Raw genomic sequence first — 14,615 nt, 5'->3', positions numbered from 1 at the left:
GGTCTTTGTGTAGGGGGCGCCGGTGTCAGGCGCGCGTCTCAGCGGTGCGCCGCGGCGGGCCGGATCGCGGTCCACGCCAGGGGGGCCTCGAATCGTTGCGCGCGTTCGAGACGTTCCGGGTGCGCCATGAGGCGAAAAGGTGTGGCACGGCACTCCGATGATCGAACCGATCGGTACGAAGTTGGATGTTAACAGCAGAACGAACCGACCGGTACGATCTGTGGCATGCCAGTTCCCAAAGGCTCGACGATCGATCCGGAGCGCACCCGAGCGGCCATCCTCGAAGCGGCCACCCGGGTGCTGTACGAACGCGGGCTCGACGGCATCGGTGTCGCCGAACTGTGCGCCCGCATCGGGGTGTCCAAGGAAACGCTCTACCGGCACTTCGGCACCAAGGACGGCCTCGTGGAAGCCGTGCTGCGAGCGCGCAGCGAGCGGGTGACGACCTGGCTGGTCGCAGCCGCCTCAGCCGCCGGAGACGCCCCCGATGACCAACTCGCCGCGGTGTTCGACGCCCTGCAGCGGTGGTACGACGAGCCGGTCTTCCGTGGCTGCGCGATGCTGAACGCGGCCGCCCAGCATCACGTCGACGCCGTGCGCACCATCACCGCGCGTCACCTGGACCGCTACCTTGAGCTTCTGACCGGCATCGCCGGCCGTGCCGGAGCCGTCGATCCGCCCACCCTGGGACGGCAGTTGCTCATGCTGGTCGAGGGGGCGACCGTCGTCGCCGCGAATCATGACACGGTCGGCGCGGGCGAGGCCGCCCGCCAGGCCGCGCTCATCCTGCTGTCCGCCGCCACCCGCACCGGCCCCCAGGACTGACGCACCGGACCGGAGGTCTGCGGTGGCCCGGCCCCGGACCTACGCCGAATGCCGATGTCCGGCCGCTCCCAAGCGAGCACGGTCCGACCTCCCGCCGGCATCACCTGCTACGTGATCACGATCCATTCTGTTTCCGTGACGGAAAGTCTAGTGTTGACAACTCGGAAAGTCTGGGTGACTGTTTCTGGTATGGAAACAAACGAAAGCTTCGAGCGCCCCTCCCCGACCGAGGCCGCCGCCGCCCTGGAGGCGGCCCAGCAGGCCCGTGCCGCCGGGTACAGCCCGGTCCCAGCGTGGTTCTTCCCCGCCCTCGGCCTGCTGGTGGCCGGCCTCATGCTGTTCCAGATCAACATGGCCCCTGAGCTGACACTGTTGGCCGTGGCGGGGGTGATAGCGGGCTACGTGGTGACCGAGCGCTTCTACAACAAGCAGGTCAGTCGGTCCGGGATCGCGCCGCGGCAGCTCACACTCGGCCAGCAGCTGGTTCTCGTGACACCACTGGCCGCGCTCTGGATCGCCAGCGAGATCCTCGACACCACATGGGGCTGGAACTGGCTCTGGGTGGTCGCGGCCATGGTGGGCGGATGCTGGACGGTCGGATACGGCCTCTTCCGCAACCGGCGGGCGCGGACCTCGGCATGAAGGTCACCGACAAGGCCCAGGACGGTTTCGACGCCACGATCCACGCACCGAACCGGCTGCGGATATGCGCGCTGCTGGAGTCGGCGGAGCAGGTCGAGTTCGGCCTGGTGCGCGAGCGGCTGGGGGTCAGCGACTCGGTGCTGAGCAAGCATGTCAGCGTGCTGATGGACGCCGGATACGTGCTGCAGACCAAGGCCGTACGCGATACCCGGCAGCGCGTCTGGCTCTCGCTCACCAAGGCCGGCCGTGCGGCGTACCGCGCGCATGTCGCGGCCCTGCGTGCCATCGTCGGAGAAGCACAGGAGTGACGATCTACTGACGCAGACCTCACCCGACACCACAACTTAGCGATCTTGGGGGTGTGTCGCGAACGAGTTGATCGGCCCCGTCTCAGCTCGTCGGAGTCTGCAGGATTTCGCGCAGACGGGATGCGTAGGCGCGCGGGTGGGTGGTGTTGCCGTTGTGGCCGCCGGGAAACTCGGCGATCTGGGTGCCGAGCAGGTCGGCCAGTTCCTGGGCGCAGCGGTAGTCGAAGACGTCTCGCGGGGTGATGCGGCCGACGGCGGGGATGATGCGGGTGGTCGTATCCTTCAGCGCGGCCATCGGCGGGGTGTCGGCGATGACGGCGGTGAAGTCGTGCTCGATGAAGAAACCGAAGTTGGCGATCCGCTGCGCGGTCATCGGCTGCGGGGTCAGGTCGCGTTCGACATCGGGGTCGGCGGGGTTGATGCCCAAGACCTCGGCGATGACCTTCAGGGCCACCCCCAGCCCGTCGCGGCGGTAGATGTGCTGAATTTCGGCCAGTTCCTGCTGGTGTCGTGCGCGTTCGGCGGCGGGCAGCAGTCGAGGCGCGACCGGCTCGTGCGCCACCAGTGTGCTGATCTGGTGGGGATGGCGGGCGGCCAGATGCATGCCGATGACGGCACCGAGGCTGCAGCCGAGCATCAGGGCCGGTTCGTCGGTGAGCGCGGCGAGCAGATGGTGGACGTCCTCGGCGTGCTCGGCCAGTGTCACCTCTTGCCCGGGGGTCTCCAGCCTGCTGCGGGACAGGCCGCGGCGGTCGTAGGTCACCACCGTGTAGTCACCCGTGAGCCTGCCGGCCAGGTCGGCGCTGCGCCCCGCGTCGCCTTCACCGCTCTGGGAGATCACCAGCATCGGTCCACTTCCGCGCACTTCGTAGTAGATCGTGGCGCCAGGCACGCGCAGCAGGTCGGTGATCACAGTGGTGTCCATCTCGATTCCTTTCACAGGGGGCCTTGGCGTCCCCTTCGAGATCCACCGTAAAGCAACAAACTAGATGCATCAATAATAATGCATCTAGTTTGATGTATCCTGGATCACATGAACGGAGTCGAACTGTTCCTGCTGGGCCGGACCTTGATGAAGATCGGCGAAGAGGCGCTGCCCACCGAGGGCATCGGTGACCAGCCGGCCAGTGTCCGGACGGTCCTGATCGTGGTCAGCGACGTGCGGGCATATCCGGGAAGCGCGATCGGGGAGATCGCCGCCCGGACCGGCCTGCCGCAAAGCGCCGTGTCGGGTGCGGTGGCCCGGCTCCGCGAGGCAGGCGCCGTCGTCGCCGATCCCGATCCCCGCGACCGCCGTCGGCTCCTCATCCAGCCCGCACCCGAGCTCTCCGACAGGGTGGAGGCGGTCAGGTCGACCTCCATCGACGCCGCACTGGCGACCGCTCTGGGCTCCACCGACCCGCAGGCGGTCGCCAGGATAACCGTCCTCCTGGAGGAGCTCGCTCGACATCTGACCCCGCAGGCACTCACCCGCCTGCGCGGTTAGCTTCCACCTCGACGCACCAGGCTGCTTCCGCACCGGGCGCGATCCCCTTGGATATGTAGATCACGCAAGCGGGTTCTTCGCCCAGGCATGGCGGGCCCGGGGTTGTCTTCCGCAGGTCGTCAGCAGCAGCCGGTGTTCGCCGCGGCGCCGACCGGCCGGCCGGGGGCCCGGCCCTCGTCCGAGCCGCAGGCGCAGGGCACCGCCGGGTCCTGGGCGGTGGCGGACCTGCCCAGGACGTCGGCGTCGGCCTTGACCACGTACACCTCCCACGGCTCGGCGCCGGGACCGGTCACCCACACCTTGTCCTGCAGGGCGTAACAGCAGGAGGTGTCGTTCTCCTCGAAGGTGGCCAGCCCGGCGTCCTTCAGCCGCCGGGTGGCCGCGGTGACCTGGGCGGTGTCGGTCACTTCGACGCCGAGGTGGTCCAGGCGGGTGTCGTGGCCGGCCTCGCCTTCCAGGAGCACCAGCTTCAGCGGGGGCTCGGTGATGGCGAAGTTGGCGTAGCCGGGGCGACGCTTGGCGGGCTCGACACCGAACAGCTTGGAGTAGAAGGCGATCGAGCCTTCCAGGTCGGAGACGCGAAGGGCGAGCTGAACACGGGACATACGAGTCCTCCTTCAATGGACGGACGCCGGGATGGCGGCCACATTGTTTCGATAAACACCGAATCAGCGATCCGGCCTCAGCTTGCACGCTGGTTAGATCTCTGTCAACTTAGAAGTATGTCGAAACAAGTGTCACCGATCGTGGACCTCGCCGGGACCGACCAGGCCGGGCAGGCGTGCTGCGCGCCGCTGGTCTGCGAGCCGCTGAACGCGGCCGAGGCCGAGGAACTGGCGCCGTTGTTCAAGGCGATCGCCGACCCGGTACGGCTGCGTTTGCTGTCGCTGATCGCCTGCCACGAGGGCGGCGAGGCGTGCGTGTGCGACCTGACCGGCGCCTTCGAGGTCACCGGGCCGACCATCAGCCACCACCTGAAGGTGTTGCGCCAGGCCGGGCTGATCGACTGCGAGCGGCGCGGCACGTGGGTCTACTACTGGGTGAACCCGGGCGTGCTGGCGCGGCTGTCGGCGATTCTGGGGCCGCGCGTCACGGCGATGACGTGAGCGGCACCGCGCAGGCACCGTCCGCGCAGGCGGCCGAAGCGGCGCCGACACCGGGGCGGTTGTCGATGCTGGACCGGTTGCTGCCGGTCTGGATCGCCGCCGCGATGGCCGCCGGGCTGGCGACGGGCCGGGCGATCCCTGGCCTGGGCGCCGCACTGGACGCCGTTCAGGTCGACGGCATCTCGCTGCCGATCGCGCTCGGCCTGCTGGTGATGATGTATCCGGTGCTGGCCAAGGTCCGCTACGACCGACTGGAGACGGTGACCGGCGACCGGCGGCTGCTGGTCTCCTCCCTGGTGCTGAACTGGGTGGCCGGCCCCGCGCTCATGTTCGCCCTCGCCTGGCTCTTCCTGGCCGACCTGCCCGCCTACCGCACCGGGCTGATCATCGTCGGGCTGGCCCGCTGCATCGCCATGGTCATCATCTGGAACGACCTGGCCTGCGGCGACCGGGAGGCCGCCGCCGTCCTGGTCGCGCTCAACAGCGCCTTCCAGGTCGTCGCCTTCGCTCTGCTCGGCTGGTTCTACCTCGACCTGCTGCCGGGCCGGCTCGGCCTGCCCACCACGACGTTGGACGTCTCGATGTGGGGCATCGCCCGCTCCGTGCTGATCTTCCTGGGCATCCCCCTGGTCGCGGGATACCTCACCCGCCGCCTCGGAGAGAAGACCAAGGGCCGCACCTGGTACGAGACCCGGTTCCTGCCCAAGATCGGCCCCGCCGCGCTGTGGGGGCTGCTGTTCACCATCGTCATCCTGTTCGCCCTGCAAGGCGACGCGGTCACCTCCAGGCCCGGCGACGTCGCCCGGATCGCGCTGCCGCTGCTGGTCTACTTCGCCGTCATGTGGGCCGGCGCCTTCGCCCTGGGCCATCTGGCCGGCCTGGGATATGAGCGGACGGCGACGCTGGCCTTCACCGCGGCGGGCAACAACTTCGAACTCGCCATCGCGGTCGCGATCGCCACCTTCGGCGTCACCTCCGGCCAGGCCCTGGCCGGGGTGGTCGGCCCGCTGATCGAGGTACCCGTCCTCCTCGCGCTGGTCTACCTCTCCCTCGCCCTGCGTCGCCGCCTCACCCGCCCTCACCCCCTCCCTGTTTGATCGGAGGTTTCCATGCCCCTGCCCTTCGACCGGCCCGGCCCCGCGCCGTCTTGGATCGCGCCGCCGACGAGCCGGCCGATCGCCACACCGGGAATTCCGCACCCGAGACCATCGCCGAGCCGGTGCACGATTCATGTGGCCTGATGATCCGCAGCGCCCGCGTCCACACCCACCTGCCCACCCTGGCCGCCCGTTTCGCCGCTGACCGGCTGCGGGCCGCCGCCCTCGTTCAAGGAGCCTTCGTGTCCGACGTACCCGAGGTGTTGTTCGTCTGCGTGCACAACGCCGGACGCTCCCAGATGGCCGCCGCCCTGCTGGAGCACCACGCCGCCGGACGCGTCACCGTCCGCTCGGCCGGATCCGCCCCCGCCGGCTCCATCAACCCGGCTGTCATCACGGTCATGGACGAACTCGGCCTGGACGTGACCCGCGAGTTCCCCAAGCCGCTCACCACCGAGGCCGTCCAGGCCGCCGACGTGGTCATCACCATGGGCTGCGGGGACGCATGCCCGATCTTCCCCGGCAAGCGCTATGAGGACTGGCAACTGGCCGACCCGGCCGGCCAGGGCATCGAGCTGGTACGCCTTGTCCGTGACGAGATCGACGCCCGCGTCCGCGGGCTGCTCGCCGAGCTGGTCCCCGCCGAGAGGCCGCGCATCACGGCCATGACCCCTGAGCATGCCGCCCAGGTGCTGGCCATTTACCAGATCGGCATCGACGAAGGCCAGGCCACCTTCGAAACCACCACCCCGGACTGGGAGCGCTTCGAGGCGGCCAAACTGCCCGCCCACCGGCACGTCGCCGTCGACACCGACGGCGGCCGGGTGCTGGGCTGGGTCGCGGCGGCCGTGGTCTCCAACCGGTGCGCCTACGCCGGTGTGGTGGAGCACTCGGTCTACGTTCACCCCGCCGCCCGAGGCCACGGTGTCGGCTCCGCGCTGCTCGCGGCTCTGATCGCCTCCACCGAGGCCGCCGGAATCTGGACGATCCAGTCTGGGATCTTCCCCGAGAACACCGCCAGCCTCGCGCTGCATGCGCGCGCCGGGTTCCGGGTGATCGGCACCCAGGAGCGGATCGGCCGCCATCACGGCGTCTGGCGTGACGTCGTGCTGATCGAGCGCCGCAGCCCGGTCATCTCCTGACACCACGCCCAGGTCCGCCCGCAGGTCCGGGGCCCGACCCCGGACGCCGAAACCGGCGGGCGGGTCCCGGGGCCGAAGCCCGGTACCGCCGACAGAGAACATCGCACCGGAACTTCCCGACCCGGGAGATCCTCATCGAGGCCGCCTACCGCAACGAGCTGGCCAGGCTGTGCGACGCCGCTCCCGACCTGCTGGCCACGATGGAGCCGCGCGAAGCGCTGCGCGCCTGGATGGGCCGCTTCATCGACTACGCGACCGCCAAACTGGGCATGGCCGACGCCCTGCGAGCCCTCGTCGAATCAGGCGTCAACCCCTACGCCCAAAGCCACGGCATGATGCTGGCCGCCCTGACCTCACTCCTGGACGCCGGTGTCGAAGCCGGCACCATCCGGCCGGACATCGGCGCGACCGACATGTTCGCCGGCCTCACCGGCATCGCCCTCGCCTCGGGAAAACCCGAACAGCGCGAGCAGGCCGAACACCTCCTCGACCTCACCCTGGACGGACTGAGCGCCATCCGGCCCGGCGGCCGTCGATGACCTCCACGCCCGCACCGCCCTGGCCGTCACCCCCCGCGCGGCGCGAACACGCCCGGTGGCGTACCGCGCCAGGGCGCCGGACGAGCGCCGCTATCTGCGCGAGGTGGAGAAGAACGCCTCCACCCGGGACGCGGTGATCACACTGCCGCCCCACCGCGCGGGCCTGCGCATCGGCGAGGTCGCCGCCCTGGACATGGCCGACGTACGCCGTCAGAGTCCACGCCGCAAGGCTGATCTGCTCAGACCCAGGGTGTCAACAGATGTGACACCAATCCGCGTTCGTCGTTCCGCTCCTGCTGGATGATCCTCGGTCTCATCGTGACCTGCGGCGGAGCGGGCGCCTTCCTCGGCAGCATGTCCAGTGCCCGGTTGACGGCGCGCCACGGGTACGGCCGCTCCCTGCTGATCAGTCTCGTACACCGCGGCGATCGCCGGAACGGCGCTGATGGCACTCTCGACACTGCCCGTCGCGCTCTCCCCCGCCCGGCACCTCCGCACGATCGAGGAGGCCGCTCCCCGGTGGGCCGAACACGGCGACGCGCCCGCGGCCGAGCCCAGCCCGCGTTAGCCTCGTTTCCGTCGAACCGCCGAAGGGGTCGCCGCGCCGAGGTTCGACCGGTTCAAGGACCGGTGCCCGGATCTGAAACGGCAAGGGCGGAGCCGGTGGCGGTCTGGGCGAGCAGGGCGCCGGACAACACGATCAGCCCGCCCACGATCTGGAACGCGCCGAGCGTCTCACCGACCAGCCCCCAGGCCACGATCGCACCGCCGATGACCTCCAGCGACGCCACGGTGGCGCCCACGGCGGCCGAGAGCCGCCGCACGGCGTTCACCCCCAGGATGTACGCGGCCACGGTCGCGACCAGCACCATCCACAGGTACGCCACCAGCACCGGCAACATCCGGCCACCACCCGCGGCGGGCGTCGCGGAGACCATGAAGGCGTCCCACAGGATGTCCCAGGGGCGGGCGAACGGGATCAGCACCACGGCCGCCCCCGTCATCCCCCAGGCGATGAGCCCAAGCGGGTCCACATCGTCGCCAAAGCTATCGTTCATCAGGAAATATCCGGCAGAGCATGCCCCGGCCAGCAACCCCAGCAGCAGGCCCAGCGCGTCCAGCCGTACCTCCTGCCAGACCTCGACGACGATACCGAGGCCCACGACCGCGACGACCGCCCCGACGTACGCGGCCCGCGCAAGCCGTACCTTTCGTACAAGCCGCACCCACGCCACCACCATCACCGGCGCCATGCACACCAGCAGCAACGCGATTCCCACCGGCAGCCGGGTGATCGCGACGAAGTAGAGCGACTGCACCCCGGCCACCGCCATGACCGCATACAGCCCGAAGAACGACAATCTGGAGCGGGGGATCCGCAACGCCCGCGGCCTGATCACAGCCAGCGCGGCCACCAGTAAGAGCCCCGCCCCCGCCATCCGCGTCCACACCGCCTCGATCGGTGTCAGCCCGGCGGTGATGAGGTATTTGGCCATCGGCCCCGAGAACGCGAAACACCACGAGGACACGAACGCGAGCACGAGCCCCGTATGCCTCATCCCACACCACCTGTGTCGTAATTACCATCCAGCGGGCTTGACGCTGACATGTCCGGCGTCCCTGGCGCAATGAGATAAAGCTCTTCGCATGATCGCTGACGGCAGACGACGGTGGCGCGGGGGCCGGCCGTTCACCACGGCGACAGGCGGTCGGCTTCCGTTTGGTCAAGAAGCTGCAGATGCCTGGAGCGTTCAGCGTCCTCTGCGCATGTAGGCGCGGAGCGACAACGGGACGAAGATCACCAGCAGCGCGGCCGACCAGAGCAGGACGGCGGCCACCGGATGCGCGAGTGGCCAGGCCACGTTTCCGGACGGGGCGCCCGGGTTGCCGAACAGCTCCCGTGAGACGGCGGTGAGCGCGCTCACCGGGTTCCAGTCGGCCAGGAAGCGCAGCCAGCCCGGCATGCCGCCGGTCGGGACGAACGCGTTCGACAGCATCGTGAACGGCAGGAACAGCGGCACCATCGTGTCGGCGACCTGGTCGTTCTTCACCGCCAGGCCCACATAGACGCCCACCCAGCTCAGCGCGTACCGCAGCACGATCATCAGCAGGAACGCCTGGGCCGTGGGGATCAGGCCGCGGTGCGGCTGCCAGCCCACCAGCAGGCCCGCGCCCACCATGATGGCCAGCATCAGCAGGCCGGTCAGCAGGTCGGCGCCGGTCTGCCCGAACGGCACCGCCAAGCGCGCCATCGGCATGGAGCGGAACCGGTCCATCACACCGCGGGAGGCGTCGGTGGCCACCCGCGTCATGACCCCCATCACCGCGGAGAAGGTCACCATCGCGAACAGGCCGGGCATGAGGTACTCGCGGTAGTCGCCGCCGTCCGGCACCTGGATCGCGCTGCCGAAGACGTACCCGAACAGCACCACCATGATGGCCGGGAAGACCAGCGCGCCGATGAGTTCGCCGGGCTCCTGGCGCAGCCGTCCCAGCTCGCGGCCGACCAGGGTCAGCCCGTCGGCGAACGTCCAGCGCAGGCGGTGGGCCAGCGGTGGGGTGGAGGTGATCATCGTACGGACTCCTTACGGTCGGTGAGACGCAGGAACACCTCGTCGAGGGTGGGGCGGCGCAGCCTCACATCGGCCGCGGCGACCTCGGCGCGATCGAGCTCGCGCACGATGTCGGCGAGCCGCAGGCCACCGCCGGGCAGGGCGACGCTGAGCCGGTCGGCGCCCGTCATCGTGGGATCGGTCCCGGTCAGGGCGTTCAGTACGGTCGCCGCCGGACGCAGCGCGGCGGGGTCTTCGACCACGACGTCGAGGCGGTCCCCGATCGTGGCCTTCAGCTCGTCGGGAGTGCCGGTGGCGACCACCTGCCCGTGGTCGATGACGGCGATGTCGTCGGCCAGCTGGTCGGCCTCGTCCAGATACTGGGTGGTGAGCAGCACCGTGGTGCCGTCCGCCACCAGCTCGCGGACGCTGTCCCAGATCTCGCCGCGGCTGCGCGGGTCCAGGCCGGTGGTCGGCTCGTCCAGGAAGAGCACCTCGGGGCGCAGGATGAGACAGGTGATCAGGTCGAGGCGGCGCCGCATGCCGCCGGAGTAGCCGGCGACCTGGCGATCGGCGGCGTCCATCAGACCGAAGCGGTCGAGCAGCTCGTCGGCCCGCCGGTGCGCCTCGCGCCGGGACAGGTGGGAGAGGCGCCCGAACATGCGCAGGTTGCCGCGGCCGGTGAGCTTCTCGTCCACGGCGGCGGACTGACCCGCGAGCCCGATCCTGGCGCGCACCTTGCCGGCCTCGCGGACGACGTCGTATCCGGCGATGCGGGCGTGCCCGGCATCGGGATCGGACAGGGTCGCCAGGATGCGCACCGCGGTGGTCTTCCCCGCGCCGTTGGGCCCCAGCACACCGCAGACCGTTCCTCTCGGAACGCTCAGGTCCAGCCCCCGCAGCGCGTGGGTGTCGCCGAAGGACTTGTGCAGCCCCTCGGCGACCACGATCGGATCCGCCATGATTCCTCCTAATGGGTACGTCGTACGCGGTTGTGGAGGCAGGTTAAACTACTGGGTACTATGTACGCAACTAGGAGGTGGGGCCGGTGACCGACGCCGAATACGTGAACATCTGGATGCGGCCCGAGCGCCCCGCCCGCGGGCCTAAGCCGGCCTACAGCCGCGCGCAGATCACCGAGGCGGCCGTCCGGATCGCCGACGCCGAGGGGCTGGAGGCCGCCACCATGCGGCGGATCGCCGCCGAGATCGGCGCCGGCGCGATGTCCCTCTACCGGTACGTCCCGAGCCGCGACAACCTGGTCGAGCTCATGGCCGACCGGCTGATGGGCGAGATCGACGTCACGGGCATGCCCTCGGGCGACTGGCGCGCCGACCTGACCCGCTACGCCGACGGGCTGCGGGCCATGTGGCTGAGGCACCCGTGGATCGCCACCGTGCAGCGGTCACTCCCCAGCTTCGGCCCCAACCAGCTGCTCTTGATCGAACGGCTGATGGGAGTGCTCGACGTCTTCGTCTCCATCGACGAGAACCTCAGCCTCATGGCCATGCTGAACAGCTACATCGAGGGCACCGTCCGCGAGGAGATCAGCTCGGCCAAGGAATTCCGCCGCAGCGGGCTCAGCGAGTCGGAGTGGATGGCGCGGAGCTACCCGTACGTCGACCGGCTGGTGAAGAGCGGGGAGTACCCGATCTTCACCAAGATCGTGATGGAGGCGCGCCAGCCGCACCTGAGTCGCGACGACCAGTTCCGGTACGGACTCCAGCGCATCCTCGACTGCATCGCCACGGCCCTTCCATCAACGGCCGAGTCTTTGATGTCGGCGCACCGAGAGGGGCGGGAAGAGCAGGACGGGTCAGGGCAGACTCATAGTCAACCCTCCGAGAGGTCATCAAGGGCGAAATAGACGCACAAGCCATGCCTGAATGCCCACCGAAAAGGCGTAGCGGCGGCCCGTAGCGCAGAGAACTACGGACAGGCCGGCGCTTCACAGTCCTCTGCATAGATCCCCGAAAGCCCAGGACATCCGTGCACACGACTTCGAAAACTGACATTCCAGTCCGTGTTGCCGAGGAAGAACATCGGCGGCGGTCGTCCCGGAATCAACCGTTTCCTGGACGACTTGCGCGAAGTGATCCGTTGGTGGGTGAAGACTATGGTCATGGAGTTCTTCTGCTATCACCGTGACCGGCCCGGCTCCGCAGCGCTGCGCGATGAACTACTGGAAGAGCATTGGTCCTATATGGACCAGTACGCGAAGGAGATGATCGCCCGGGGCCCGACCCTCGCCGGCGACACGCCCACCGGCAGCGTGCACATCGTCGACCTGCCCGATTCCGTCGCCGCCCGCGCGTTCGCCTTCGACGAGCCGAATTACCAGGCCGGCGCGTACCGAGACGTGCTGCTGCGGCGGTGGCGCAACACGCTGGGGCGCACCATGTGGGACTTCCCCGGCGGCCGGACCGGTGGCAACCGGTACCTGGTGCTCGGCCTCGGCACGGGGCAGGCCACCGACCTCACCGTGCCGCCCGACCGGGACGCGCTGATCGCCTACGGGCCGCTGTTGTCCGACAACGGCGCCACCTGGCTGGGCACGGCGGCGCTGATCCAGGCGCCGGACCCGGACACGGCGCGCGCCATCCTGACCCCGGACCGGTACGCCGACATCGAGGTGCACAACTGGCAGTTCGGCGGGCGACCGTCATGACCCGGGGACGCCCAGATGGTGATGGTCGTACATGACACCGAGTGCGAGCCCGCCGGGCCCCGAGGGGGGCTCGGCGGGCTTTGACATGGATGCCGGTGGTCGCCATCCAGTCTCGACACGAGCGCAACCCCCAGGCCTCCACCCTCACCGCGCACACCAACATGATCGCGCCGCTGAGGTGGCCCAACGGCCGGCAACATACTGAATGCGGCGGCTGCCGTCGGTGCCCTAACGCGGCGGACATGGGCTCGCGGCGGCGCCGGTCGCACGAGCTCGACTACGTTTGCGCCGACCGGTACGTGTCAACGGCGATGTGGGCGAATGAGCGGATCCCCCGTCAGGCATCCGTCTTGATCACACTCGGTCGGGGCGCCGCGGACGGGCGCGAACGGCTCGTGATCAGCGCCGCAGCAGCACACAGGATCGCGGTCCAGGCCAAGGTGGCGTCGGTAGAAAAGCGATCGGCAAGGAGCCCTGCGAGCCACGGCCCGGCGGTCTGACCGGCCGCGAACAGGACGGTGAAGGCCGCCAGCGTGGCCGTCCAGTCCGCGGGCGGCGTGTTCGCCTTGATGAGTGCGGTGACGGCGGCGGGCACGCTCATGAACGTCGCCCCGTAGGCGACCGCGGAGGTGAGAACGACCGGCGGCGCCGAGGACACCAAGGCGAGTGCCGCTGCGCCGGCGAGGAGGGCGAGCAACACGGTGAGGGCTCTGCCGCCGGGCCAGCGGGTGATGGGACGGCTCCACAGGGCGGGCGCCGCCGCGACGGCCAGCCCCAGCACCGTCCAGGTGAGCGTCACCTGCGCGACCGGGGCGTGCCGGTCCACGAGGTAGGCGGACAGGAAGGTGATGTACGTGATGTAGCCGGCGGCGAACAGCACGTAGGCCAGGGCCGTCCGCCACAGCGGGCGCACCCCTGCTCGCCGGGCGGCGTCGGCCGGAGCGTCTTCCTCCTCATCGGTGCGTGCGGCGGACCAACTGGCCAGCGCCGCCAGACCGGCCGCGGCGCTGAGACCGGCCCAGGCGAGTTGCCAGCGATCTCCCAGTGCCGGGATGATCGCGCCACTGAATACGATGCCCAGTCCGGTGCCGGCGAAGTAGACGACGATCGGCGTGCTGGAGGACATACCGGTGGCGAGGCGCGCCGCGATCACCCCGCCGGTGACGAACACCAACGCCCCCGCCACCCCGGCGGCGGCCCGCGCGGTCAGCAGCGCCAGATAGTCACCACCGACCGCGGTGGCGGCCAGCGTCACCGCGGTAAGGACCATTCCCCAGCGGAAGGTGGCGGCGGTGCCGAGTCGGCGCTGGACAACGGGCGTCACCAGCGCGCCGACGAGGTAGCCGAGCCCGTTGGCGGCGCTCATCACTCCGGCTTCGGCCAGGCTCCAGCCAAGGTCGTCACGCATGGCCGGGATGAGCAGCCCGTATGCGAACCGCGCGAGTCCCAGTGCCGAAGCGGTGCCCAAGGCCAGCCGCAGCGCCTGCCACTGTGCCGCCCTCAAAGGTGCCGCGCCAGGAAGTCCAGGATCGTACGTGCCAGTGTCACGCGGTGGTCCGACAACGCGTGGTCGGTGGGGAAGACGTGGTGTTCGAGGTGCGTGACGGGCTGCGCCCGGTAGGCCGTGACAACCGGTTCGTGATGCACGTCGTAGGGGGTGACGGTGTCGAGGCTTGTGCCGATGAGGAGCACCGGACGGTCCGCCAGCAGCGGCGCGATCCCGGCCAGCCGCCACGATTCGCCGGCCGCCTCCATCTCGGCGACCAGCGCCTCCCCGCTGGTGCCTCGAAGAGGGCCCAGCTCACCGGCGAACGCCTTGACACAGGCTGCGCGGTGACTCGGTTCGGCCCGGCAGAGCGCCGACACCGTACCGAAGTCGAACGTGGAACACCAACGACGCGTAGCCCGCACGGCGCAGCACCTGCGCAAGATCGAAGTTGCGCTCGTTCCCCGGGAACCCGTGCGGGAGCACGACGACCGGATGCGGCCCCCGGCCGGCCGGCATGTGCAGCACCCCCAGCAGGGTCGCGCCGCCGCTGTCGAAGGCCGGCGGGTGTGGTGGCCGGAAAGTCCGGGTCGCGCGGCGGGTCGGCGGCAAGCGGATCTGTCATCGAAGGCTCCAAAGGTCGAACCGATCGGTACGATCTCTGACGCTAGTGCCGTGACCGCATAGGTTCACCGGGTTGAAGTCGAACTGGTCCTCGTCGCCCGTGTGCCCCTGGCAGGATCTTGCCCATGTTCGAAGAGAAG

The 14,615-nt window shown here is 69.6% G+C and carries 19 protein-coding genes; 12 read left to right on the top strand and 7 right to left on the bottom strand.

Going from position 1 to position 14,615, the window contains the following annotated elements:
* Positions 1–225 precede the first annotated feature (225 nt).
* From IG98_RS0131575 to IG98_RS0131565, 3 genes are all read left to right on the top strand, one after another.
* Positions 226–825: a TetR/AcrR family transcriptional regulator gene (locus IG98_RS0131575; protein ID WP_030920490.1), complete on the top strand. Its 600-nt coding sequence runs from the start codon at positions 226–228 to the stop codon at positions 823–825.
* A gap of 189 nt (positions 826–1,014) precedes the next feature.
* Positions 1,015–1,467 (top strand): hypothetical protein, encoded by a 453-nt coding sequence (locus IG98_RS0131570; RefSeq protein WP_030920487.1) that lies wholly within the window; start codon positions 1,015–1,017, stop codon positions 1,465–1,467.
* Positions 1,464–1,775, top strand: a complete 312-nt coding sequence (locus tag IG98_RS0131565; RefSeq protein WP_030920483.1) for a transcriptional regulator — start codon at positions 1,464–1,466, stop codon at positions 1,773–1,775. Before IG98_RS0131570 ends, IG98_RS0131565 begins: the two co-directional genes overlap by 4 nt.
* A gap of 82 nt (positions 1,776–1,857) precedes the next feature.
* Here IG98_RS0131565 and IG98_RS0131560 read toward each other — a convergent pair whose 3' ends face one another.
* Positions 1,858–2,700, bottom strand: a complete 843-nt coding sequence (locus IG98_RS0131560; RefSeq protein WP_030920480.1) for an alpha/beta fold hydrolase — start codon at positions 2,698–2,700, stop codon at positions 1,858–1,860.
* Between the two features lie 108 nt (positions 2,701–2,808).
* Here IG98_RS0131560 and IG98_RS0131555 point away from each other — a divergent pair, with 108 nt between their 5' ends.
* Positions 2,809–3,261 carry a MarR family winged helix-turn-helix transcriptional regulator gene (locus IG98_RS0131555; protein WP_030920476.1) on the top strand — a complete coding sequence of 151 codons (453 nt, stop codon included), beginning with the start codon at positions 2,809–2,811 and terminating at the stop codon, positions 3,259–3,261.
* A 119-nt stretch (positions 3,262–3,380) separates the two neighbouring features.
* Here IG98_RS0131555 and IG98_RS0131550 read toward each other — a convergent pair whose 3' ends face one another.
* Complete coding sequence (locus tag IG98_RS0131550; RefSeq protein WP_030920474.1) at positions 3,381–3,866, bottom strand: ArsI/CadI family heavy metal resistance metalloenzyme; 486 nt, start codon at positions 3,864–3,866, stop codon at positions 3,381–3,383.
* Between the two features lie 117 nt (positions 3,867–3,983).
* Here IG98_RS0131550 and IG98_RS0131545 point away from each other — a divergent pair, with 117 nt between their 5' ends.
* From IG98_RS0131545 to IG98_RS54415, 6 genes are all read left to right on the top strand, one after another.
* On the top strand, positions 3,984–4,367 hold the full coding sequence (locus tag IG98_RS0131545) for an ArsR/SmtB family transcription factor (RefSeq protein ID WP_030920472.1): 384 nt from the start codon (positions 3,984–3,986) through the stop codon (positions 4,365–4,367).
* Positions 4,368–4,432: 65 nt separating this feature from the next.
* The gene (gene arsB / locus IG98_RS0131540; protein WP_051753235.1) at positions 4,433–5,464 is read left to right on the top strand and encodes an ACR3 family arsenite efflux transporter; all 1,032 of its coding nucleotides are present in this window, start codon (positions 4,433–4,435) and stop codon (positions 5,462–5,464) included.
* Positions 5,461–6,606 carry a GNAT family N-acetyltransferase gene (locus IG98_RS54935; RefSeq protein WP_157594623.1) on the top strand — a complete coding sequence of 382 codons (1,146 nt, stop codon included), beginning with the start codon at positions 5,461–5,463 and terminating at the stop codon, positions 6,604–6,606. The genes arsB and IG98_RS54935 overlap by 4 nt, the downstream gene beginning before the upstream one ends.
* Positions 6,607–6,806: 200 nt before the next feature.
* On the top strand, positions 6,807–7,145 hold the full coding sequence (locus IG98_RS0131525; RefSeq protein WP_211264181.1) for an SbtR family transcriptional regulator: 339 nt from the start codon (positions 6,807–6,809) through the stop codon (positions 7,143–7,145).
* A gap of 55 nt (positions 7,146–7,200) precedes the next feature.
* The gene (locus IG98_RS51025) at positions 7,201–7,449 is read left to right on the top strand and encodes a hypothetical protein (protein ID WP_157594622.1); all 249 of its coding nucleotides are present in this window, start codon (positions 7,201–7,203) and stop codon (positions 7,447–7,449) included.
* A 141-nt stretch (positions 7,450–7,590) separates the two neighbouring features.
* Complete coding sequence (locus tag IG98_RS54415; RefSeq protein WP_281178554.1) at positions 7,591–7,713, top strand: hypothetical protein; 123 nt, start codon at positions 7,591–7,593, stop codon at positions 7,711–7,713.
* 52 nt (positions 7,714–7,765) lie between these two features.
* Here IG98_RS54415 and IG98_RS0131515 read toward each other — a convergent pair whose 3' ends face one another.
* From IG98_RS0131515 to IG98_RS0131505, 3 genes are all read right to left on the bottom strand, one after another.
* A complete protein-coding gene (locus tag IG98_RS0131515) occupies positions 7,766–8,704 on the bottom strand; it encodes an EamA family transporter (RefSeq protein WP_030920463.1) in 939 nt (312 codons plus the stop codon).
* Positions 8,705–8,896: 192 nt separating this feature from the next.
* Positions 8,897–9,718: an ABC transporter permease gene (locus IG98_RS0131510; protein WP_030920460.1), complete on the bottom strand. Its 822-nt coding sequence runs from the start codon at positions 9,716–9,718 to the stop codon at positions 8,897–8,899.
* A complete protein-coding gene (locus IG98_RS0131505; RefSeq protein WP_030920458.1) occupies positions 9,715–10,659 on the bottom strand; it encodes a daunorubicin resistance protein DrrA family ABC transporter ATP-binding protein in 945 nt (314 codons plus the stop codon). Before IG98_RS0131505 ends, IG98_RS0131510 begins: the two co-directional genes overlap by 4 nt.
* Before the next feature lie 86 nt (positions 10,660–10,745).
* On the opposite strand from IG98_RS0131505, the gene IG98_RS0131500 reads away from it, so the two are divergent.
* The gene (locus IG98_RS0131500) at positions 10,746–11,564 is read left to right on the top strand and encodes a TetR/AcrR family transcriptional regulator (RefSeq protein WP_030920455.1); all 819 of its coding nucleotides are present in this window, start codon (positions 10,746–10,748) and stop codon (positions 11,562–11,564) included.
* A gap of 249 nt (positions 11,565–11,813) precedes the next feature.
* On the top strand, positions 11,814–12,365 hold the full coding sequence (locus IG98_RS0131495; RefSeq protein WP_245651805.1) for a YciI family protein: 552 nt from the start codon (positions 11,814–11,816) through the stop codon (positions 12,363–12,365).
* A 337-nt stretch (positions 12,366–12,702) separates the two neighbouring features.
* Here IG98_RS0131495 and IG98_RS0131490 read toward each other — a convergent pair whose 3' ends face one another.
* Both IG98_RS0131490 and IG98_RS48175 read right to left on the bottom strand, forming a co-directional pair.
* On the bottom strand, positions 12,703–13,869 hold the full coding sequence (locus IG98_RS0131490) for a YbfB/YjiJ family MFS transporter (RefSeq protein WP_051753222.1): 1,167 nt from the start codon (positions 13,867–13,869) through the stop codon (positions 12,703–12,705).
* Complete coding sequence (locus tag IG98_RS48175; RefSeq protein ID WP_211264179.1) at positions 13,866–14,276, bottom strand: hypothetical protein; 411 nt, start codon at positions 14,274–14,276, stop codon at positions 13,866–13,868. The genes IG98_RS0131490 and IG98_RS48175 overlap by 4 nt, the downstream gene beginning before the upstream one ends.
* Between the last annotated feature and the right edge of the window lie 339 nt (positions 14,277–14,615).

This window comes from Streptosporangium amethystogenes (genome assembly GCF_000721075.1).
Taxonomy (GTDB): Bacteria; Actinomycetota; Actinomycetes; order Streptosporangiales; family Streptosporangiaceae; genus Streptosporangium; species Streptosporangium amethystogenes.
This window is presented reverse-complemented; position numbering and strand designations above follow the sequence as displayed.